At 46.7% G+C, this 21,967-nt stretch carries 12 protein-coding genes, 6 tRNA genes, 3 rRNA genes and 1 pseudogene; 21 read left to right on the top strand and 1 reads right to left on the bottom strand.

The window, feature by feature from the left end; genetic code table 11:
• Positions 1–15: 15 nt before the first annotated feature.
• The 3 genes from B0G85_RS05870 to B0G85_RS05860 all read left to right on the top strand — a co-directional run bounded on the left by B0G85_RS05870 (position 16) and on the right by B0G85_RS05860 (position 1,690).
• The gene (locus tag B0G85_RS05870; protein WP_100379497.1) at positions 16–618 is read left to right on the top strand and encodes a phosphoheptose isomerase; all 603 of its coding nucleotides are present in this window, start codon (positions 16–18) and stop codon (positions 616–618) included.
• Positions 619–649: 31 nt separating this feature from the next.
• Positions 650–1,309 carry a BON domain-containing protein gene (locus B0G85_RS05865; RefSeq protein ID WP_100379583.1) on the top strand — a complete coding sequence of 220 codons (660 nt, stop codon included), beginning with the start codon at positions 650–652 and terminating at the stop codon, positions 1,307–1,309.
• Positions 1,310–1,375: 66 nt separating this feature from the next.
• Positions 1,376–1,690: a c-type cytochrome gene (locus B0G85_RS05860; RefSeq protein WP_100379496.1), complete on the top strand. Its 315-nt coding sequence runs from the start codon at positions 1,376–1,378 to the stop codon at positions 1,688–1,690.
• On the opposite strand, the gene B0G85_RS05855 is transcribed toward B0G85_RS05860, so the two are convergent.
• A complete protein-coding gene (locus B0G85_RS05855) occupies positions 1,687–2,343 on the bottom strand; it encodes a GNAT family N-acetyltransferase (protein WP_100379495.1) in 657 nt (218 codons plus the stop codon). The genes B0G85_RS05860 and B0G85_RS05855 overlap by 4 nt on opposite strands.
• Positions 2,344–2,839: 496 nt before the next feature.
• Here B0G85_RS05855 and B0G85_RS05850 point away from each other — a divergent pair.
• From B0G85_RS05850 to rpoC, 18 genes and pseudogenes are all read left to right on the top strand, one after another.
• Positions 2,840–4,372: ribosomal RNA gene (locus B0G85_RS05850) — 16S ribosomal RNA — on the top strand.
• Between the two features lie 57 nt (positions 4,373–4,429).
• Positions 4,430–4,506 (top strand) — tRNA-Ile (locus B0G85_RS05845).
• Positions 4,507–4,536: 30 nt separating this feature from the next.
• Positions 4,537–4,612 (top strand) — tRNA-Ala (locus B0G85_RS05840).
• 267 nt (positions 4,613–4,879) lie between these two features.
• Positions 4,880–7,753: ribosomal RNA gene (locus tag B0G85_RS05835) — 23S ribosomal RNA — on the top strand.
• A 106-nt stretch (positions 7,754–7,859) separates the two neighbouring features.
• Positions 7,860–7,973 (top strand): 5S ribosomal RNA (gene rrf, locus B0G85_RS05830).
• The 16S, 23S and 5S rRNA genes sit together here with 5 tRNA genes alongside, the layout of an rRNA operon.
• Before the next feature lie 105 nt (positions 7,974–8,078).
• A tRNA-Tyr gene (locus B0G85_RS05825) sits at positions 8,079–8,163 on the top strand.
• An 84-nt stretch (positions 8,164–8,247) separates the two neighbouring features.
• Positions 8,248–8,321 (top strand) — tRNA-Gly (locus B0G85_RS05820).
• 43 nt (positions 8,322–8,364) lie between these two features.
• Positions 8,365–8,439 (top strand) — tRNA-Thr (locus B0G85_RS05815).
• A 61-nt stretch (positions 8,440–8,500) separates the two neighbouring features.
• Complete coding sequence (gene tuf / locus B0G85_RS05810; RefSeq protein WP_100379485.1) at positions 8,501–9,691, top strand: elongation factor Tu; 1,191 nt, start codon at positions 8,501–8,503, stop codon at positions 9,689–9,691.
• Positions 9,692–9,703: 12 nt separating this feature from the next.
• A tRNA-Trp gene (locus B0G85_RS05805) sits at positions 9,704–9,779 on the top strand.
• A gap of 20 nt (positions 9,780–9,799) precedes the next feature.
• Positions 9,800–10,177 carry a preprotein translocase subunit SecE gene (gene secE / locus B0G85_RS05800; RefSeq protein ID WP_100379494.1) on the top strand — a complete coding sequence of 126 codons (378 nt, stop codon included), beginning with the start codon at positions 9,800–9,802 and terminating at the stop codon, positions 10,175–10,177.
• A 7-nt stretch (positions 10,178–10,184) separates the two neighbouring features.
• The gene (gene nusG / locus B0G85_RS05795; RefSeq protein WP_100379493.1) at positions 10,185–10,757 is read left to right on the top strand and encodes a transcription termination/antitermination protein NusG; all 573 of its coding nucleotides are present in this window, start codon (positions 10,185–10,187) and stop codon (positions 10,755–10,757) included.
• A 153-nt stretch (positions 10,758–10,910) separates the two neighbouring features.
• On the top strand, positions 10,911–11,342 hold the full coding sequence (gene rplK / locus B0G85_RS05790) for a 50S ribosomal protein L11 (protein WP_100379492.1): 432 nt from the start codon (positions 10,911–10,913) through the stop codon (positions 11,340–11,342).
• 2 nt (positions 11,343–11,344) lie between these two features.
• Positions 11,345–12,046 (top strand): 50S ribosomal protein L1, encoded by a 702-nt coding sequence (rplA, locus tag B0G85_RS05785; RefSeq protein WP_100379491.1) that lies wholly within the window; start codon positions 11,345–11,347, stop codon positions 12,044–12,046.
• A 243-nt stretch (positions 12,047–12,289) separates the two neighbouring features.
• Positions 12,290–12,811 (top strand): annotated as a pseudogene (gene rplJ, locus B0G85_RS05780) (50S ribosomal protein L10); the annotation flags it as partial.
• Positions 12,812–12,969: 158 nt separating this feature from the next.
• Positions 12,970–13,341 carry a 50S ribosomal protein L7/L12 gene (gene rplL, locus B0G85_RS05775; protein ID WP_100379489.1) on the top strand — a complete coding sequence of 124 codons (372 nt, stop codon included), beginning with the start codon at positions 12,970–12,972 and terminating at the stop codon, positions 13,339–13,341.
• Between the two features lie 227 nt (positions 13,342–13,568).
• Complete coding sequence (gene rpoB, locus B0G85_RS05770) at positions 13,569–17,669, top strand: DNA-directed RNA polymerase subunit beta (RefSeq protein WP_100379488.1); 4,101 nt, start codon at positions 13,569–13,571, stop codon at positions 17,667–17,669.
• Position 17,670: 1 nt separating this feature from the next.
• On the top strand, positions 17,671–21,933 hold the full coding sequence (gene rpoC, locus B0G85_RS05765; RefSeq protein WP_100379487.1) for a DNA-directed RNA polymerase subunit beta': 4,263 nt from the start codon (positions 17,671–17,673) through the stop codon (positions 21,931–21,933).
• Positions 21,934–21,967: the final 34 nt, after the last annotated feature.

Raw genomic sequence — 21,967 nt, 5'->3', positions numbered from 1 at the left:
GCGCATAATATTGTGATGGACAAAGACACCTTAGAGCGGTTAAGCGCACGCACATCACAGCACTTTTTCGATAGTATTGCCGTTAAGCAAGAGGCAGAAAAAATACTTCCAGATCAAGTGGCTCATGGAGTTGTTGCAATGACAAGTTGTTTACGCGCCGGCGGAAAGGTAATGGCTTGCGGAAACGGAGGCTCAGCAGCAGACGCACAACATTTTGCCGCAGAACTCATTGGGAGATTTGAGCGAGAGCGTCAAGAGTTGGCGGCCATAGCGCTGACAACCGATTCCTCTATTTTGACAGCTGTTGGGAACGACTATAGTTACGATGAAGTATTTAGCAAGCAGGTGCGCGGTCTTGGTAAGTCTGGAGACGTCCTATTGGGCATCTCTACTTCCGGAAACTCAAAAAATGTCGTTGCAGCAATTGAGGCAGCCAAAAAAATGGGCATTCAAATTATTGCACTTACTGGCAACGGCGGAGGAAAAATTGCGCAATTATTAGGGGCCGATGATATTCACCTGTGCGCACCCTCTACGCGTACTGCCCGTATTCAAGAAACCCATTTAGTTTTGCTTCATGCGTTGTGTGATGGCGTTGACCATCTTCTTTTGGATTAAAAAATATCCAATCTTTTTAGAGAGTGCCCAAATGCGAATTCAAGTCTTCAGTAAATTAGTTATTCTTTTGACCATCCTGTCTCAGCTCTCTGCTTGCGCAGTAGTTGCTGTTGGCGCCGCATCTGCGGGCGCGGTTGGCGGCATCGCCGTAATGGCAGATCGTCGTACTCCGGGCGTGCAAGCGATTGATAAAGGCATTGAGCTGGAGGCAGGCAATGCCCTGATTAAAAAATTTGGCGATAGCGCACATATAACCGTTACGTCATTTAATCAGAAAGTGCTGTTGACTGGAGAAGTAAAAAATACTGACATAAAGTCTCAGGCTACTGAGTACGTAAAAGCGATGAAGAATGCGCGCGCAGTATTTAATGAGCTCCTTATTGGGCCCAATAGTAGCTTTTCTGCTCGTGCCAACGACGCTTACCTGGAATCAAAGATCAAAACCCAAATGATTTTTATTAATAATCTGCCATCGAACTCAATGGCAATTATTGCTGAAGGAAGTAGTATTTTCCTGATGGGGATGTTGACGAAAAATGAAGCAGAAATTGCTAAGAAAATTGCCAGTAATGCTACGGGCGTGAAAGATGTTTATGTATTTTTTGATATTATTTCCGATGCAGAAAAAGTGCGTCTAGAAAAGCAAGGTAAAGCAGAAGAAGCTCAACCTACTTCCCCTCCGAACTTTTAAAAGCTTTTTTAAACAATGGCGGCACTATCAAAATTTATACTGGGGATATTTTTCCTTTCATTTTTTATGGTGCCCCATTCGCAAGGTGCGAATGCTGCGAATGTCTTAACTCAAGACCAAGCCGCCCTTCTGCTTGCCAAACAAAATGCTTGCTTAGGATGTCACGCAGTCAATAAAAAAATTGTAGGCCCCAGCTTTCAAGACATTGCAAAAAAGTATAGAAGCGATCCAAGCGCGGCAGATTTGTTAAAAAATAAAATTCATAAAGGTGGTGCGGGATCCTGGGGTGTAGTGCCGATGCCTGGGAATACTAAATTGAGTGATGATGAAATAGCCAGCCTAGTTACTTGGATATTGCGCGGGGCAATTGTTCCGAATTAGGGTGAGGTGTGGTGGAGCCCTAACAACCAATGCCATAGATAGTTAGAGTGCTTGATATTTTCTTTTAGGGAATAGTCGAGGCCCGCCCATTGCTCATTGATAGCTTCATCTACTATTGTTCCCGACGTAGCCGGAGAGAGCTTTAGGTAGGCATCAGCATCACCATCAGCATATTCAACTCGCATACCGGCCTTCTGGGCCAGATTCATCATGGCCTTATTGTTTGCTAGGCAATGCACAAATAGAGAATCAATCTTCGTGTTGCGAGAATGTACAGCTGAGCGCTGAAATAATGCCGCTCCCACCCCTCTGCCTCGAGCCTCTGAAAGAACCGAGACGCCCAGTTCTGCAGCACTAACTCGACCGATTACTCTAGGTAGATAGGCTAAATGAGCCATTCCTATTAAGTTTAAGTTGGAGTCAAAGCTGGCAAACACAGCAGCATTGTTGAAATCAATGCGGTCAACATAGCGTTCAATGACTTTATTCGATGTTTGCGTACCGAAGCGCAAGCGACGATCATCATCGTTAAGCTCCAAGAGATGAAGTAGGATTTTGTCTTTATAGCCTGCATGTAGCTCAAGCACCGGAATAGATAGGATGGCGGCGCTAGGCTGGGTAGCGGCATGACTGGTAAGAACATTTTTGTTCATAGCACCATATTAGCAGTTTTTACTCAAAATATTAGGGTTTTCCCTTAAATCACAAGACAATCCACTCCAAAAAGAATGAAAAACGGATGCGGATGGCATGAAAATGTATAGAGGAGGCTAAAAAGACAGATTAAATAGAAAATTTTTTAAAAAAAGATAAATTATTTTAAAAATATAAGTCTTTGTTTTTAAACATATTTATTCAGAAGTAGGAAAAAAAGATGGTTATTTGAGGAAAAAGACTACGAAAGGTGTTGACGACCCAAAATTAGTGCGCTATAGTCTTATCTCTCTGCTGAATGTTATTTGAAATACGAAACAAGTCAGCCCTCTTTAAAAATTAGTCAACCGATAATTGTGGGTACTAAGTGAAAGCATCAAGTCCTTCGGGACAGATGTAAATAAATAGTACTCATAGACAGTAAAAAGATTTGGTTTTATTACCAAGTCAATTTCTTTTGAATGAGTGCGACGATCCGCAAGGATCACAGGAATTAAACTGAAGAGTTTGATCCTGGCTCAGATTGAACGCTGGCGGCATGCCTTACACATGCAAGTCGAACGGCAGCACGGGTGCTTGCACCTGGTGGCGAGTGGCGAACGGGTGAGTAATACATCGGAACGTACCTTATCGTGGGGGATAACGCAGCGAAAGCTGTGCTAATACCGCATACGCCCTGAGGGGGAAAGCGGGGGATCGAAAGACCTCGCGCGATTAGAGCGGCCGATGCCTGATTAGCTTGTTGGTGGGGTAAAAGCCCACCAAGGCGACGATCAGTAGCTGGTCTGAGAGGACGATCAGCCACACTGGGACTGAGACACGGCCCAGACTCCTACGGGAGGCAGCAGTGGGGAATTTTGGACAATGGGGGAAACCCTGATCCAGCAATGCCGCGTGAGTGAAGAAGGCCTTCGGGTTGTAAAGCTCTTTTGTCAGGGAAGAAACACCGGCTCTAACACAGTCCGGGAATGACGGTACCTGAAGAATAAGCACCGGCTAACTACGTGCCAGCAGCCGCGGTAATACGTAGGGTGCAAGCGTTAATCGGAATTACTGGGCGTAAAGCGTGCGCAGGCGGTTATACAAGACAGGCGTGAAATCCCCGGGCTTAACCTGGGAATGGCGCCTGTGACTGTATAGCTAGAGTGTGTCAGAGGGGGGTAGAATTCCACGTGTAGCAGTGAAATGCGTAGATATGTGGAGGAATACCAATGGCGAAGGCAGCCCCCTGGGATAACACTGACGCTCATGCACGAAAGCGTGGGGAGCAAACAGGATTAGATACCCTGGTAGTCCACGCCCTAAACGATGCTGACTAGTTGTTCGGGATTTTCATCCTGAGTAACGTAGCTAACGCGTGAAGTCAGCCGCCTGGGGAGTACGGTCGCAAGATTAAAACTCAAAGGAATTGACGGGGACCCGCACAAGCGGTGGATGATGTGGATTAATTCGATGCAACGCGAAAAACCTTACCTACCCTTGACATGTCACTAACGAAGTAGAGATACATTAGGTGCTCGTAAGAGAAAGTGAACACAGGTGCTGCATGGCTGTCGTCAGCTCGTGTCGTGAGATGTTGGGTTAAGTCCCGCAACGAGCGCAACCCTTGTCTTTAGTTGCTACGCAAGAGCACTCTAGAGAGACTGCCGGTGACAAACCGGAGGAAGGTGGGGATGACGTCAAGTCCTCATGGCCCTTATGGGTAGGGCTTCACACGTCATACAATGGTGCATACAGAGGGTTGCCAACCCGCGAGGGGGAGCTAATCTCAGAAAATGCATCGTAGTCCGGATCGTAGTCTGCAACTCGACTACGTGAAGCTGGAATCGCTAGTAATCGCGGATCAGAATGTCGCGGTGAATACGTTCCCGGGTCTTGTACACACCGCCCGTCATACCATGGGAGTGGGTTTTGCCAGAAGCCGTTAGCCTAACCGCAAGGAGGGCGACTGCCACGGCAGGGTTCATGACTGGGGTAAAGTCGTAACAAGGTAGCCGTATCGGAAGGTGCGGCTGGATCACCTCCTTTCTAGAGAAAGATGCTGGATTTTAGTGCCCACACTTATCGGTTGACAATAAAAGCCACGGGTCTGTAGCTCAGCTGGTTAGAGCACTGTGTTGATAACGCAGGGGTCGTAGGTTCAAGTCCTACCAGACCCACCACCAGCCAGAAACAAGACTTAGTGGGACGTTGGGGGATTAGCTCAGCTGGGAGAGCACCTGCTTTGCAAGCAGGGGGTCGTCGGTTCGATCCCGTCATCCTCCACCATCATCTAAATGTCAAAACTAAACAAACATTTAATTGTTTAGTTTTGCCATTTATGGCTGTTCTTTAAAAATTTGAGTAAGCAAAGTGTCTAATGTTTCTTTGAGAGAGCATTAGACAATGTAATAGGGTAAAGATTGAATCATCAATCAGTAATATCAAACGAGTTTTTAAAGTTCTTTAATACGTACTTATAGTTTGGATTACGGCAAACATGTCAGTTGTAGAAGTAAAACCTGTAACGGTTGCTAGCAATGGTGCTCGTTATAGGATCAAGTGAATAAGTGCACATGATGGATGCCTTGGCGATTACAGGCGACGAAAGACGTTATAACCTGCGATAAGCCCCGGGGAGCTGGTAAATAAGCTTTGATCCGGGGATTTCTGAATGGGGAAACCCACCACTTTTGTGGTATCCATACCTGAATACATAGGGTATGAGAAGCGAACCTCGTGAACTGAAACATCTAAGTAGCGAGAGGAAAAGACATCAACCGAGATTCCCAGAGTAGTGGCGAGCGAAATGGGAACAGCCTTCTAGTGATATCTCAGTAATTAACAGAATGGAATGGAAAGTCCAACAATAAAGGGTGATAGTCCCGTATGTGAAAATCATTGAGTGGTACTAGGCTAGAGACAAGTAGGGCGGGACACGTGAAATCCTGTCTGAATATGGGGGGACCATCCTCCAAGGCTAAATACTCGTAATCGACCGATAGTGAACAAGTACCGTGAGGGAAAGGCGAAAAGAACCCCGGGAGGGGAGTGAAATAGATCCTGAAATTGTGTGCATACAAACAGTAGGAGCCTCGTAAGGGGTGACTGCGTACCTTTTGTATAATGGGTCAGCGACTTACATTCAGTAGCAAGCTTAACCGAATAGGGAAGGCGTAGCGAAAGCGAGTCCGAATAGGGCGCTAGTTGCTGGGTGTAGACCCGAAACCAGTTGATCTATCCATGGCCAGGTTGAAGGTGCGGTAACACGTACTGGAGGACCGAACCCACTAACGTTGAAAAGTTAGGGGATGAGCTGTGGATAGGGGTGAAAGGCTAAACAAAACTGGAAATAGCTGGTTCTCTCCGAAAACTATTTAGGTAGTGCCTCGTGTATCACTGTAGGGGGTAGAGCACTGTCATGGTAGTGGGGTCCATTGCGGATTACTGCGCCATAGCAAACTCCGAATACCTACAAGTGCAAGCACGGGAGACAGACATCGGGTGCTAACGTCCGGTGTCAAGAGGGAAACAACCCAGACCGCCAGCTAAGGTCCCCAATATATGCTAAGTGGGAAACGAAGTGGGAAGGCTAAAACAGTCAGGAGGTTGGCTTAGAAGCAGCCATCCTTTAAAGAAAGCGTAATAGCTCACTGATCGAGTCGTCCTGCGCGGAAGATGTAACGGGGCTAAGCATATAACCGAAGCTGCGGATCACAGTAATGTGATGGTAGGAGAGCGTTCTGTAAGCCTGTGAAGGTGTCTTGTAAAGGATGCTGGAGGTATCAGAAGTGCGAATGCTGACATGAGTAGCGATAAAGGGGGTGAAAAGCCCCCTCGCCGTAAGCCCAAGGTTTCCTGTTCAACGTTCATCGGAACAGGGTGAGTCGGCCCCTAAGGCGAGGCAGAGATGCGTAGCTGATGGGAACCAGGTTAATATTCCTGGACCATTGTTAAATGCGATGGGGGGACGGATCGCGGAAAGTTGTCCGGGTGTTGGAAGTCCCGGTTCTTACGTTGGAGATGGCTATTAGGTAAATCCGGTAGCGGGATTCAAGGGCGTGAGACGAGTGAATTTATTCACGAAGCAATTGGAAGTGGTTCCAAGAAAAGCCTCTAAGCTTCAGTTTAACAAGACCGTACCGCAAACCGACACAGGTGGGCGAGATGAGTATTCTAAGGCGCTTGAGAGAACTCAGGAGAAGGAACTCGGCAAATTTGTACCGTAACTTCGGGATAAGGTACGCCCTTGTAGTTTGACCGTGAACAACGGGAGGACGAAAGGGTTGCAATAAAAAGGTGGCTGCGACTGTTTAATAAAAACACAGCACTCTGCAAACACGAAAGTGGACGTATAGGGTGTGACGCCTGCCCGGTGCTGGAAGATTAAATGATGGGGTGCAAGCTCTTGATTGAAGTCCCAGTAAACGGCGGCCGTAACTATAACGGTCCTAAGGTAGCGAAATTCCTTGTCGGGTAAGTTCCGACCTGCACGAATGGCGTAACGATGGCCACACTGTCTCCTCCTGAGACTCAGCGAAGTTGAAATGTTTGTGATGATGCAATCTACCCGTGGCTAGACGGAAAGACCCCATGAACCTTTACTGTAGCTTTGCATTGGACTTTGAACCGGTCTGTGTAGGATAGGTGGGAGGCGTTGAAAGCGGGATGCTAGTTCCGCTGGAGCCAACCTTGAAATACCACCCTGGTTTGTTTGAGGTTCTAACCTTGGCCCGTTATCCGGGTCGGGAACAGTGCATGGTAGGCAGTTTGACTGGGGCGGTCTCCTCCCAAAGTGTAACGGAGGAGTACGAAGGTACGCTTGGTACGGTCGGACATCGTACCTAAAGTGCAATGGCAAAAGCGTGCTTAACTGCGAGACCGACAAGTCGAGCAGGTGCGAAAGCAGGTCATAGTGATCCGGTGGTTCTGTATGGAAGGGCCATCGCTCAACGGATAAAAGGTACTCTGGGGATAACAGGCTGATACCGCCCAAGAGTTCATATCGACGGCGGTGTTTGGCACCTCGATGTCGGCTCATCTCATCCTGGGGCTGTAGCCGGTCCCAAGGGTATGGCTGTTCGCCATTTAAAGAGGTACGTGAGCTGGGTTTAAAACGTCGTGAGACAGTTTGGTCCCTATCTGCCATGGGCGTTGGAGATTTGACGGGGGCTGCTCCTAGTACGAGAGGACCGGAGTGGACGTACCGCTGGTGTACCTGTTGTTTCGCCAGAAGCATCGCAGGGTAGCTATGTACGGAAGAGATAACCGCTGAAAGCATCTAAGCGGGAAACTTGCCTGAAGATGAGATCTCCCGTAGGTTTAACCTACATAAAGGGTCGTTGAAGACCACAACGTTGATAGGTCAGGTGTGGAAGCGCAGTAATGCGTTAAGCTAACTGATACTAATTGCCCGTTAGGCTTGATCCTATAACCAGCACTATTGTGTTGGATGTTTGCCAGATTCATTCTGCAACCCAAATTACATGCTTACTCAAATAGAACTGTTGATTTATCAACAGTTCGACCCTCTACGCCCGGTGACCATAGCAAGTTGGAACCACTCCTTCCCATCCCGAACAGGACAGTGAAACGACTTTACGCCGATGATAGTGCGGATTACCCGTGTGAAAGTAGGTAACTGCCGGGCACCAATGCGACGCCCAGACCCTCTTAGGTCTGGGCGTTTTTACTTGTGCAAAGCGTTTAGAGAGATTGACAGATGCTCCATTCGGAGTCAGAATATTAGGTTGACGGAGGGGTGTCCGAGCGGCTAAAGGAGGCAGACTGTAAATCTGTTGGCTATGCCTACGTAGGTTCGAATCCTACCCCCTCCACCACAGACTGTATTAACGGTCTGTTTGTATTGAGAGGTATTTGATTGATAATTGCTTCTGTAGTTGACGTGATTTGGTGAGATTACTGCGGGATTAGTTTAATGGTAAAACAGCAGATTTCCAATCTTCGGTCAAGAGTTCGATTCTCTTATCCCGCTCCAATCACTCCAACCACCGTTGTTTATTAGATATTTGTAAGTAACAGCTCATGTGGCTCAGTGGTAGAGCACTCCCTTGGTAAGGGAGAGGTCGGCAGTTCGATCCTGCCCATGAGCACCATGATTGAAATTAACTAGCATGTAACTTTTTGATTTACGAGTAAATTAAAGGCAGACAAAAAATGGCAAAAGAAAAGTTTCAGCGGACAAAACCGCACGTAAACGTTGGTACCATCGGTCACGTTGACCACGGTAAAACTACCTTAACAGCAGCGATTGCTACTGTGCTGTCAAAAGCATTCGGTGGCGAAGCAAAAGCATACGATCAGATCGATGCAGCTCCTGAAGAAAAGGCACGCGGTATTACGATTAATACTGCACACGTTGAGTATGAGACAGCGAATCGTCACTACGCTCACGTTGATTGCCCAGGACACGCTGACTATGTCAAGAACATGATTACCGGTGCTGCCCAGATGGACGGCGCTATTTTGGTTTGCTCTGCAGCCGATGGCCCAATGCCACAAACGCGTGAGCATATCCTCTTGGCCCGCCAAGTAGGCGTTCCATACATCATCGTGTTCTTAAACAAATGCGATATGGTTGATGATGCTGAGTTATTAGAATTAGTCGAAATGGAAGTGCGTGAGCTTCTTTCTAAATACGACTTCCCTGGTGATGACACTCCAATCATTCAAGGTTCTGCTAAGTTAGCACTTGAGGGCGATGAAGGCCCAATGGGTAAAGAAGCCATTATGAAATTGGCTGATGCATTGGACTCTTATATCCCAACTCCAGAGCGTGCTGTTGATGGTGCGTTCTTGATGCCTGTAGAAGATGTGTTCTCTATCTCCGGTCGCGGTACTGTAGTTACTGGCCGTATCGAGCGCGGTATTGTTAAGGTTGGTGAAGAGATCGAAGTCATCGGTATTAAGCCAACAATCAAAACAACCTGTACTGGTGTAGAGATGTTCCGTAAACTGCTCGATCAAGGTCAAGCAGGCGATAACGTCGGTATCTTGTTGCGCGGTACAAAGCGTGAAGAAGTAGAGCGCGGTCAAGTCTTGGCTAAGCCAGGCTCAATCACACCACATACTCACTTTACAGCTGAGGTTTATATCTTGGGTAAAGATGAAGGTGGACGTCATACGCCATTCTTTAACAACTACCGTCCTCAGTTTTACTTCCGTACTACGGACGTAACAGGTTCAATTGAGTTGCCAACAGACAAAGAAATGGTGATGCCTGGTGATAACGTAACCATTACTGTCAAACTCATCGCGCCAATCGCGATGGAAGAAGGCTTACGTTTTGCGATTCGTGAAGGTGGCCGTACAGTTGGCGCCGGAGTGGTTGCTAAGATTTTGGCTTGATTTATAGGATGAAGGGGTGTAGCTCAATTGGCAGAGCGTTGGTCTCCAAAACCAAAGGTTGGGGGTTCGATGCCCTCCGCCCCTGCCACGATTTGAACTGGAAGTGATATGTCTCAACAAACAGTAGGTAATTCTGAAGAAAAAAGTAGCTGGGTCTCCGGACTTGCTGCTTTAATTGTCGTTGCTGCGTTGGTGCTTTACTACACGCTAGCTGATCAATCTTTATTAATTCGTCTTCTGGTTTTATTTGGTGGCATAGCATTTGCAGTTTTAATTGTGGCTATTTCTCCAGATGGGCGACGTTTTATCGCCTACGCAAAAGATTCTTGGTACGAAGTAAAAAAGGTTGTTTGGCCTACTCGTAAAGAGGCAACCCAAATGACCCTAGTCGTATTTGGCTTTGTCTTGGTAATGTCCATATTTTTGTGGGTTGCAGACAAATTAATTGAATGGCTAGTTTTTTCAGTCTTTCTTGGCTGGAAGTGAGTAAATAATGATTGATGCTGAATTAGTCTCGAATCCACAAGCTACTAGCAATATGCGCTGGTATGTAATCCATGCTTATTCTGGAATGGAAAAAAGTGTGAAGCGCGGGCTCGAGGAACGCATTGCACGTTCTGGAATGCTTGATAAATTTGGCCGCATTTTAGTGCCATCAGAAGAAGTTGTCGAAATTAAAGCGGGTCAAAAGTCAGTTAGTGAGCGCCGTTTCTTTCCAGGATATGTATTGATTGAAATGGAAATGACTGATGAAAGTTGGCATTTAGTCAAAAACACTCCAAAAGTAACTGGATTTGTTGGTGGCGTTCGAAATCGTCCAAGCCCCATTTCCACTGCTGAAGTAACAAAAATTATGGATCAAATGCAGGCTGGTGTTGACAAGCCTAAGCCTAAGACTTTATTTGAAGTAGGCGAGATGGTTCGAGTTAAAGAGGGTCCGTTCTTAGACTTCAACGGAAATATTGAAGAAGTAAATTACGAAAAGTCTAGATTGCGCGTTTCTGTTACAATTTTTGGCCGTGGTACCCCAGTTGAGCTGGAGTTCGGGCAAGTGGAAAAAATGTAATAAAACAAAGGTTAAGGCTTTGTGTAGGTTAAAAAGCGGAATAAGTGGTTAGCAATAACCGAGGAGCGGAGCTAGAAAGCCAAAAAACTAGCGAAGCGTTTACTCAACGGCGGTCTCATTGATAACAATAAGGCGCGCTTTAAGGAGCAATTAATGGCAAAAAAGATTATTGGTTTTATTAAACTGCAGATACCTGCAGGCAAAGCAAACCCATCACCACCAGTCGGACCAGCTTTAGGTCAGCGTGGACTCAATATTATGGAATTTTGTAAGGCCTTCAACGCTCAAACACAGAGCATGGAGCCCGGTCTACCTATTCCAGTTGTGATTACTGCTTTCGCAGACAAGAGCTTCACATTCATCATGAAGACGCCTCCAGCGACAATCATGATTAAGAAGGCTGCGAAAATTGAAAAAGGTTCACCACGCCCCCATACCGATAAGGTAGGAACAATTACTCGTGCTCAAGCAGAAGAAATTGCTAAAGCAAAAATGCCCGATTTAACAGCTGCTGATATGGATGCTGCTGTAAGAACAATCGCTGGTAGCGCCCGATCAATGGGCATCACAGTGGAAGGCCTGTAATCATGACTAAGTTATCTAAGCGTTTAAAAGCAATCGAAGCTAAAGTAGATCGTAATAAATTCTATGCATTAGAAGATGCACTGAATTTAGTTAAAGAGTGTGCAACTGCAAAATTTGATGAGTCTATCGATGTAGCAGTACAGCTTGGTATCGATGCAAAAAAATCTGATCAAGTAGTGCGCGGAGCGGTTGTGCTTCCTGCTGGTACTGGTAGACATGTACGCGTAGCAGTTTTTGCCCAAGGTGAAAAAGCTGAACAAGCTAAAGCAGCTGGTGCAGAGATTGTTGGCATGGAAGAGTTAGCCGAGCAAATCAAAGGTGGAAAAATTGATTTTGATATTTTGATCGCCTCTCCAGACACCATGAAAATTGTTGGTACATTGGGTCAAGTATTAGGCCCCCGTGGCTTAATGCCGAATCCAAAAGTAGGAACAGTAACTCCGGACGTTGCTACTGCAGTAAAAAATGCAAAAGCAGGTCAAGTGCAATTCCGTGTCGATAAAGCCGGTATTGTGCACGCTAGTATTGGACGTCGTTCATTCGAGCCAGCTGCATTAAAGTCCAATTTACTTGCATTGCTTGAGGCTTTGAATAAAGCAAAACCTCCAGCATCAAAAGGTATTTATTTAAGAAAGGTTGCCGTAAGCAGCACCATGGGTGCGGGCGTACGAGTTGACCAGGCATCGATACAGGCAGCGCAGTAGTACTGTAATGCGCTTTTTGTAGCAAAAGAACTTTGGGTCGGCTTTTTATCGTAATAAAAAGCCGAACATCAAAGACCGTTGGTGGATGAGTTTGCTAGCCTAGAAACAAATTCTTAATCGTTACGAGAGTGATGGCCAGCGCAGATGGCGACCCTGAAAAGATTTCACAATTTTTTGTGACAAATGATCAGACGCTGGTGTGTAACCCCAACTGTTAACAGTTGGTTTTTAAGGAGTTAAACCGTGCCTTTGAATGTACAAGACAAAAAAGCGATTGTTGCTGATGTCGGCGCTCAATTGGCGGGAGCTCAAACAGTCGTGCTTGCTGAATACCGTGGTATTCCAGTTGAGCAGTTGACAAAGCTTCGTGCAAGCGCACGTGACCATGGTGTCTATCTTCGCGTTTTGAAGAACACATTGGCGCGCCGTGCTGCACAAGGCACACAGTTTGAGCCTCTTGCTGATTCGATGATTGGGCCCTTGATTTATAGCATCTCTGCTGATCCGATTGCTTCGGCGAAAGTATTGCAGAACTTTGCTAAAACTCAGGACAAGCTCGTCATTACAGCTGGCTTATACAACGGTAAATTGCTAGATGTAGCAGCCGTTAAGGCTTTAGCGGCAATTCCTAGTCGCGATGAGTTGTTATCTCAGTTATTGGGTGTGATGTTGGCACCAGTTTCTGCAATGGCTCGCGTATTAGGTGCAGTAGCAGCACAAAAGGCAACAGGAGCTCCCGCTCCAGTTGCCGAAGAAGCGCCAGCCACAGTAGTAGCAGCTCCAGCAGAAGTTACTGCTGAAGCCGCAGCGACAGAAGCTAGTGCAGAACCTGCAGCTGCTCCAGAAGCTGGAACAGAACCAAACGTTGAAACCCCTGCCGCTGAGTAAGCGACAGTTAACTATTAAAGTATTAGGAGCTAAAAATGGCGATTACTAAAGAAGAAATCATTGATGCAGTAGGCAGCATGTCCGTAATGGATTTGAACGACTTAGTTAAGGCGTTCGAAGAGAAGTTTGGCGTATCAGCAGCAGCTATGGCTGTTGCTGGCCCAGCTGGTGCTGGCGCTGCTGCAGCTGAAGAGCAAACAGAATTTACCGTGAACTTGCTTGAAGCCGGCGCAAACAAAGTGTCAGTAATTAAGGCTGTTCGCGAAATTACTGGTCTTGGTCTAAAAGAAGCAAAAGACTTGGTTGATGGTGCACCAAAGCCAATCAAAGAAGCTGTTGATAAAAAGACCGCTGAAGAAGCCAAGAAGAAGCTAGACGATGCAGGCGCGAAGTCAGAAATTAAGTAATAAAACAATCGCTAACGTTTCTGAAAAAGAAGCGTTAGCTCAGTTGGGTTTGACCATTAGTGGTCAAACCCGATTTCATGTGTGATTGAAATCGGGTTTGCCTTCTGATACGACTGCAGAATGCAAGTTTGGTCGGGCACTGAATCTATACGATTGAGTGTTGTCCGCCAGAGGTTGGTAGTGGCCAACCGCCAAATCTTTGTACAGTCGCTGAATTCGGAGATGAAATGAACTACAGCTTCACCGAACGCAAGCGAGTCCGTAAAAGCTTTGCTAAGCGAGTAAATAATCACCAGGTTCCGTACCTGATCGCAACACAGCTGGAATCCTACGCTAAATTTTTACAGGCTGATAAGCCGGCAATCTCTCGTCTCACTGAGGGACTTCAAGCTGCTTTTACATCAGCATTTCCTATTACGTCAAACAATGGCTACGCACGCATGGAATATGTGTCGTACCAATTGGCACAGCCACCATTTGATGTTAAAGAATGTCAGCAACGTGGCTATACCTATCACTCGGCTTTACGTGCAAAGGTTCGCTTGATCATTTACGATCGCGAAGCACCTACTAATGTTAAGGAAGTAAAAGAGAGTGAAGTTTACATGGGTGAGATTCCACTCATGACTGATAACGGATCGTTTGTCATTAACGGCACTGAGCGCGTCATTGTGTCTCAGTTGCATCGCTCTCCAGGCGTGTTCTTTGAACACGATAAAGGCAAGACGCATAGTTCCGGAAAGCTTCTGTTCTCAGCGCGCATTATTCCTTACCGTGGTTCATGGCTTGATTTTGAGTTTGACCCTAAGGACGTGTTGTATTTCCGCGTTGACCGTCGTCGTAAGATGCCAGTTACCATTTTGCTCAAAGCAATTGGCTTGAACAACGAGCAGATACTGGCAAACTTTTTTAACTTTGATCATTTTGCATTGACAGCCAATGGCGCTGCAATGGAATTTGTTCCAGAGCGTTTGCGTGGTCAGATGGCTAACTTTGATGTGCTTGATAAGAATGGCGTTGTTGTCATTCAAAAAGACAAGCGCATTAATGCAAAGCATATTCGCGAGCTCGAAGCAGCCAAAACCAAGAACATTATTGTTCCTGATGACTATTTAGTTGGTCGTGTAGTTGCGCGAAACACCATTGATCCAGATACAGGTGAAATCTTAGCTTATGCCAATGATGAAATCACGGAAGAGTTATTGGCTACATTGCGTGATGCAGGCATCAAGCAACTAGAGACTATCTATACCAATGATCTAGATTCTGGTGCTTATATCTCTCAAACACTGCGCACAGATGAAACCGCTGATCAGATGGCAGCTCGTATTGCCATCTATCGCATGATGCGTCCTGGCGAGCCTCCAACAGAAGATGCTGTTGAAGCTTTATTCCAGCGCTTGTTCTACAACGAAGATAGTTATGATTTGTCTCGCGTTGGTCGTATGAAAGTTAACAGCCGTCTCGGTCGTTCAGAGATGGAAGGCGCAATGGTTTTATCAGATGAAGATATCCTGGAAACCATTAAGTCACTCGTTGATTTACGTAACGGCAAAGGTGAGGTTGATGACATTGACCACTTAGGTAATCGTCGCGTACGTTGCGTAGGTGAGTTGGCAGAGAATCAATTTCGTGCAGGCTTATCACGCGTAGAGCGTGCTGTGAAAGAGCGTCTCGGCCAGGCCGAAACAGAAAACCTCATGCCGCATGATTTGATTAACAGCAAGCCAATCTCTTCGGCGATTCGTGAGTTCTTCGGTTCCTCACAGTTGTCTCAGTTTATGGACCAAACCAACCCATTGTCAGAGATCACGCACAAGCGTCGTATCTCAGCACTGGGACCTGGTGGTTTGACACGCGAGCGCGCAGGTTTTGAAGTGCGTGACGTGCACCCTACTCACTACGGTCGTGTTTGTCCAATCGAAACACCAGAGGGACCAAACATTGGTCTGATCAACTCACTCGCGCTATTTGCACGCTTAAACGAGCACGGTTTTTTAGAAACGCCGTATCGTAAAGTAGCGAACAGCAAAGTAAGTGATGAAGTGATGTATCTCTCCGCAATTGAAGAGGCTAAATATGTTATCGCGCAGGCGAATGCAACTATCGACAAGAGCGGCAAATTAGCTGACGAACTGGTTTCAGCTCGTCAAGCCGGTGAAACCATGATGGTCAGTCCAGAGCGCGTTGATTTTATTGACGTTGCTCCTAGTCAGATCGTTTCTGCTGCTGCTTCACTAGTTCCATTCTTAGAGCATGATGATGCGAACCGCGCTTTGATGGGTGCGAACATGCAACGCCAAGCAGTTCCTTGCTTACGTCCTGATAAGCCATTAGTGGGAACAGGTTTAGAGCGTATTGTGGCAGTGGATTCCGGCACAGTTGTATTGGCTAACCGTGGCGGTATTGTGGATTACGTTGATGCAAACCGTATCGTTATTCGTGTAAATGATGATGAAACTGCTGCTGGTGAAGTTGGTGTGGAGATTTATAACCTCATTAAGTACACCCGCTCAAATCAAAATACCAACATCAATCAGCGTCCGATCGTTCAGGTTGGCGATCGTGTAGCTCGTGGTGACGTGGTGGCTGACGGTGCATCGACAGACCTGGGTGAGTTAGCCTTGGGTCAAAACATGACCGTGGCATTTATGCCATGGAACGGTTACAACTTTGAAGATTCAATTTTGATCTCTGAGAAGGTGGTTGCTGATGATCGTTACACCTCGATTCATATTGAGGAATTGTCCGTTGTTGCTCGCGATACAAAGCTAGGCTCAGAAGAGATTACACGTGACATTTCAAATTTAGCAGAGTCACAACTCTCCCGTTTAGATGAAAGCGGTATCGTTTATATTGGTGCTGAAGTTCAGGCCGGCGACGTACTAGTCGGCAAGGTAACTCCGAAGGGCGAGACAACGCTGACGCCTGAAGAGAAGTTACTTCGTGCGATTTTCGGTGAGAAAGCATCTGATGTAAAAGATACATCCTTGCGCGTTCCTTCCGGAATGATCGGTACAGTTATTGACGTTCAAGTCTTCACCCGCGAAGGAATTGAGCGCGATGCACGTGCACAAGCCATTATTCAAGAAGAACTACAGCGCTATCGTTTGGACTTAAATGATCAGCTGCGTATAGTTGAAGGTGATGCCTTCATGCGTTTAGAAAAACTGTTGATTGGTAAAGTTGCCAACGGCGGACCTAAAAAGTTAGCTAAAGGCAGCAAAATCGATAAGGAATACCTTGCCGACTTGGATAAATACCATTGGTTCGATGTTCGTCCTGCAGAGGAAGATGTTGCCGCACAAGTTGAAGCGGTGAAATCTTCTATTGAAGCCAAGCGTAAGCAGTTTGACGATGCTTTTGAAGAAAAGCGTACTAAGTTAACTCAGGGTGATGATTTACAGCCTGGCGTAACCAAGATGGTCAAGGTCTACTTAGCAGTTAAACGTCGATTGCAGCCTGGTGACAAGATGGCCGGTCGTCATGGTAATAAAGGGGTGGTTTCTAAAATCGCTCCTGCTGAAGACATGCCATTTATGGCCGACGGACGACCTGTTGATATCGTCTTGAACCCATTGGGCGTACCTTCCCGTATGAACGTTGGACAGATCTTGGAAACCCACTTAGGTTGGGCTGCCCAAGGCATTGGAAAACGGATCGACGAGATGGTTCGTGAGCAGGCTAAACAAGTTGAACTCCGTAAGTTTTTAAAGCAGCTTTATAACGAAACAGGCCGCATTGAGGACTTAGACAACTTTACCGATGAGCAAGTAATGGTTTTGGCGGAGAACTTGCGCCAAGGATTGCCATTTGCAACGCCAGTATTTGATGGCGCTACTGAGGCGGAAATTAGCAGAATGCTTGAGTTGGCCTATCCAGAAGAAGTTGCAACTTCTTTGAAGATGACGCCATCCCGTCAGCAAATGATTCTGTGCGATGGCCGTACTGGCGATCAGTTTGAGCGTCCAGTAACTGTTGGCGTGATGCATGTCTTGAAGCTTCACCATTTAGTGGATGACAAGATGCATGCTCGCTCGACCGGACCTTACTCTTTAGTAACGCAACAGCCACTTGGCGGTAAAGCACAGTTTGGTGGTCAGCGCTTTGGTGAGATGGAAGTCTGGGCCCTCGAAGCATACGGCGCTTCATATGTCTTGCAGGAAATGCTGACAGTGAAGTCCGATGACGTCGCAGGCCGTACCAAGGTTTATGAAAACATCGTCAAGGGCGAGCACACTATTGATGCTGGCATGCCCGAATCCTTCAACGTGTTGGTAAAAGAAATCCGCTCGTTGGGTATTGACATTGACATGGAGCGCAACTGATATGAAAGCATTGCTCGATTTATTTAAGCAAACGCAGGGCGACGAACAATTTGACGTAATTAAAATTGGTCTTGCTTCTCCTGAGAAAATTCGCTCTTGGTCTTTTGGTGAAGTTCGCAAACCAGAAACCATTAACTATCGGACTTTTAAACCCGAGCGTGATGGTCTGTTTTGTGCCAAAATTTTTGGACCAACCAAAGATTACGAGTGCTTATGCGGTAAGTACAAGCGCTTAAAGTTCCGTGGCGTTATTTGTGAAAAGTGCGGCGTAGAGGTAACTCTAGCTAAGGTGCGCCGTGAGCGTATGGGCCATATTGAGTTGGCAGCGCCAGTTGCTCATATTTGGTTCTTAAAGTCATTGCCATCCCGCTTGGGCATGGTTCTCGATATGACCTTACGTGATATTGAGCGCGTACTCTATTTTGAAGCCTATGTAGTTGTAGATGCTGGTATGACTCCTGAGGGTGTAATGAAGCGTGGACAGATCATGTCTGAAGACGAGTTCATTGCCAAGACTGAAGAGTACGGTGATGGCGCATTTACCGCCATTATGGGTGCAGAAGGTATTCGTGATCTATTGCGCGGTATTGATATAGATCGAGAAGTAGAAGTCATTCGCGCAGATCTAAAAGCGACTGGTAGTGATGCCAAGATTAAAAAATATGCCAAGCGCTTAAAAGTGTTAGAGGCATTCCAGACTTCAGGAATTAAGCCTGACTGGATGATCATGGAAGTGTTGCCAGTATTGCCACCAGAATTGCGTCCGTTAGTGCCATTGGATGGCGGCCGATTTGCTACTTCCGATTTAAACGATCTTTATCGTCGCGTTATCAACCGCAATAATCGCTTAAAGCGCTTATTAGAGTTGCGCGCACCAGAAATTATTGTTCGTAACGAAAAACGCATGTTGCAAGAAGCGGTTGACTCATTGCTTGACAATGGTCGTCGCGGTAAGGCGATGACTGGCGCAAATAAGCGCCCTCTCAAATCTTTAGCTGAAATGATTAAAGGTAAGAGTGGCCGTTTCCGTCAAAACTTGTTAGGTAAGCGCGTTGACTACTCAGGTCGTTCAGTCATCGTGGTTGGTCCTACGCTCAAGTTACATCAGTGCGGTTTGCCAAAATTAATGGCTTTGGAATTATTCAAACCATTTATTTTTAACAAGCTTGAGACTTTAGGAATTGCAACTACTATTAAGGCTGCAAAGAAAGAAGTTGAAAGTCAGACGCCAATCGTTTGGGATATTCTCGAAGAAGTCATTCGTGAGCATCCAATCATGTTGAACCGTGCGCCTACATTGCACCGACTTGGTATTCAGGCTTTTGAGCCAATGCTGATTGAAGGCAAGGCGATCCAATTGCACCCATTAGTTTGCGCGGCATTTAACGCCGACTTTGACGGTGACCAAATGGCGGTTCACGTTCCTTTGTCATTGGAAGCGCAGATGGAAGCGCGTACATTAATGTTGGCCTCGAACAACGTACTGTTCCCAGCTAACGGCGAGCCATCGATTGTTCCTTCCCAGGACGTCGTGTTGGGCCTGTACTACGCTACTCGTGACAAGATCAACGGTAAGGGCGAAGGCATGGTTTTCGCCAATATTACTGAAGTTGTGCGTGCTTATGAAGCGGGTGAAGTAGAGTTAGCTTCGCGTGTTGCGGTGCGCATTACTGAGCATGAGATTGTAAACAAGAAGGCAGAGGGCGAAGCCCGCTTTGCTGAAAAGACCAAGATTTATCAAACGTCAGTGGGCCGTGCCATTTTGTCAGAGATCTTACCTAAAGGTATGACTTTTGAGGAAATTAATAAGCCGCTGAAGAAAAAAGAAATTTCTCGCTTAATCAACACTTCGTTCCGTAAGTGCGGTCTACGTGAGACGGTTATTTTTGCTGATCGACTTTTGCAATCTGGTTTCCGTTTAGCAACTAATGCGGGTATTTCGGTTGCAATTGACGATATGTTGATTCCAACTTCAAAAGAGCGCATCATCAGCGAGGCATCCACCAAGGTTAAAGAGTATGACAAGCAGTTTATGTCAGGCCTTGTAACCAACCAAGAGCGTTATAACAACGTGGTAGACATTTGGGGTGCAGCTGGTGACCAAGTTGGTAAGGCGATGATGGATGAGTTGTCACACGTTGACGTACTCGACCGTAACGGTAAAACTGTTCGTCAAGAATCTTTCAACTCCATCTACATGATGGCGGATTCTGGGGCACGTGGATCTGCAGCGCAGATTCGTCAGTTGGCTGGTATGCGTGGTTTGATGGCCAAGCCTGATGGCTCGATTATTGAAACGCCAATTACTGCGAACTTCCGTGAAGGCTTGAACGTATTGCAGTATTTCATTTCCACTCACGGTGCACGTAAAGGCTTGGCCGATACAGCGCTCAAGACAGCAAACTCTGGTTACTTGACCCGTCGTTTATGTGACGTCACACAAGACCTCGTGGTAATTGAGGATGACTGTGGCGCAACAAGCGGTGTGAAGATGAAGGCCTTGGTTGAGGGCGGTGAAATCATCGAGGCATTACGCGATCGTATTTTGGGTCGTGTCTGTATTGGTGATGTTGTTCACCCTGATACTCAGGCGGTTATCGTTGCGCACGACACATTATTGGATGAAGACCATGTTGATGAAATCGTTGCCCTTGGCATCGATGAAGTGACAGTGCGTACAGTCTTGTCTTGCTTAACTCGCTTTGGTTTGTGCGCTAAGTGCTACGGTCGTGACCTTGGTCGTGGCGGAATGGTGAACGTCGGTGAAGCAGTTGGCGTGATCGCTGCCCAGTCCATTGGCGAGCCAGGTACTCAGTTAACAATGCGTACCTTCCACATTGGTGGTGCAGCTTCACGCGCCTTGGTGGCAAGTAATATTGAAGCTAAGTCTAATGGCGCATTGAAGTTCTCTGGCACGATGCGCGTTGTTAAAAATGCAAAAGGTGAGCAGATCGTTATTTCACGTTCTGGCGAAGTCCTCATTGTTGATGACAATGGCCGTGAGCGTGAGCGTCATAAGGTGCCTTACGGCGCAACTCTGGCCGTCAAAGAAGATGCACTAGTAAAAGCTGGCGCAAGCTTAGCAACTTGGGATCCATTAACTCGTCCAATCATTTCTGAGTATGCCGGCATTGCTCGATTCGATAACGTCGAAGAGGGTGTTACTGTCGCCAAGCAGGTTGACGAGGTAACTGGCCTGTCCACTCTGGTGGTGATTGACGGTAAGCGTCGAAGTGCTGCAAGCAAAGGCGTTCGTCCCATGATCAACTTAGTTGATGACAAGGGCGGAGAAGTAATGATTGCGGGTACTGATCATCCAGTGAATATCGGGCTGCAGGTGGGCGCGTTGATTACTGTTAAGGACGGTCAAAAAGTTGAGGTTGGCGAGGTATTAGCGCGTATTCCAATTGAATCACAGAAGACTCGCGATATCACCGGCGGCCTCCCACGCGTTGCTGAATTATTCGAAGCTCGCTCACCAAAAGATGCTGCTGTATTGGCTAAAGTCACTGGAACCGTTTCCTTCGGTAAAGAAACCAAAGGTAAGCAGCGTTTAGTGATTACCGATATGGATGGCGAATCTAATGAATTCTTGATTCCTAAAGAGAAGCAAGTTCTTGTTCATGACGGTCAAGTTGTGAATAAGGGCGAGATGATTGTGGAAGGTCCTGCTGACCCACATGACATTTTGACTCTCAGAGGCATCGAAGAATTGGCGATCTATATTGTCGATGAAGTTCAAGACGTTTACCGCTTGCAAGGGGTAAAGATCAACGACAAGCACATCGAAGTGATCGTGCGTCAGATGTTGCGTCGCGTGCAGATTACGGATGGCGGCGATACGGCCTACATCACGGGTGAGCAAGTTGAGCGATCCAAACTCTATGATGCAAATGATTTAGTGATCGCTGCAGGTAAGCGCCCAGCTCAGTTTGAGAATGTATTGTTGGGCATTACTAAAGCATCCTTGTCTACAGACAGCTTTATTTCAGCGGCTTCTTTCCAAGAAACCACTCGTGTATTGACCGAAGCCGCCATTATGGGCAAGACCGATACACTGCGTGGCCTCAAGGAAAACGTCATTATTGGCCGTTTGATCCCTGCTGGTACTGGCTTGGCTTATCGCCGTGCACGCAAGGTCAGGGAGCAATTCGAGCGTGATCGCGCGCAAATGATTGCTGCTGAAGAAGAGGCGATAGCCGATATGCCTGTAGAAATAGAGGCAGAGGTAATTGCTCCTGCTGCAGAGGCGGATCCAAGCTAATTTGGTATTTTTGGCCAGAAATGGCCAGTTTTTC

It is taken from the genome of Polynucleobacter brandtiae, from assembly GCF_002797575.1.
Classification (GTDB): domain Bacteria; phylum Pseudomonadota; class Gammaproteobacteria; order Burkholderiales; family Burkholderiaceae; genus Polynucleobacter; species Polynucleobacter brandtiae.
Note: the sequence above shows the minus strand (reverse complement) of the source record. Positions and strands in the feature narration are given on the sequence as shown.

Coding starts and splice junctions, on each gene's coding strand:
- B0G85_RS05860 (WP_100379496.1), top strand. CDS start 1,376: ATGGTGCCCCATTCGCAAGGTGCGAATGCTGCGAATGTCTTAACTCAA.
- tuf (WP_100379485.1), top strand. CDS start 8,501: ATGGCAAAAGAAAAGTTTCAGCGGACAAAACCGCACGTAAACGTTGGT.
- rplK (WP_100379492.1), top strand. CDS start 10,911: ATGGCAAAAAAGATTATTGGTTTTATTAAACTGCAGATACCTGCAGGC.
- B0G85_RS05855 (WP_100379495.1), bottom strand. CDS start 2,343: ATGAACAAAAATGTTCTTACCAGTCATGCCGCTACCCAGCCTAGCGCC.
- B0G85_RS05865 (WP_100379583.1), top strand. CDS start 650: ATGCGAATTCAAGTCTTCAGTAAATTAGTTATTCTTTTGACCATCCTG.
- nusG (WP_100379493.1), top strand. CDS start 10,185: ATGATTGATGCTGAATTAGTCTCGAATCCACAAGCTACTAGCAATATG.
- rplL (WP_100379489.1), top strand. CDS start 12,970: ATGGCGATTACTAAAGAAGAAATCATTGATGCAGTAGGCAGCATGTCC.
- rplA (WP_100379491.1), top strand. CDS start 11,345: ATGACTAAGTTATCTAAGCGTTTAAAAGCAATCGAAGCTAAAGTAGAT.
- rpoB (WP_100379488.1), top strand. CDS start 13,569: ATGAACTACAGCTTCACCGAACGCAAGCGAGTCCGTAAAAGCTTTGCT.
- B0G85_RS05870 (WP_100379497.1), top strand. CDS start 16: ATGGACAAAGACACCTTAGAGCGGTTAAGCGCACGCACATCACAGCAC.
- secE (WP_100379494.1), top strand. CDS start 9,800: ATGTCTCAACAAACAGTAGGTAATTCTGAAGAAAAAAGTAGCTGGGTC.
- rpoC (WP_100379487.1), top strand. CDS start 17,671: ATGAAAGCATTGCTCGATTTATTTAAGCAAACGCAGGGCGACGAACAA.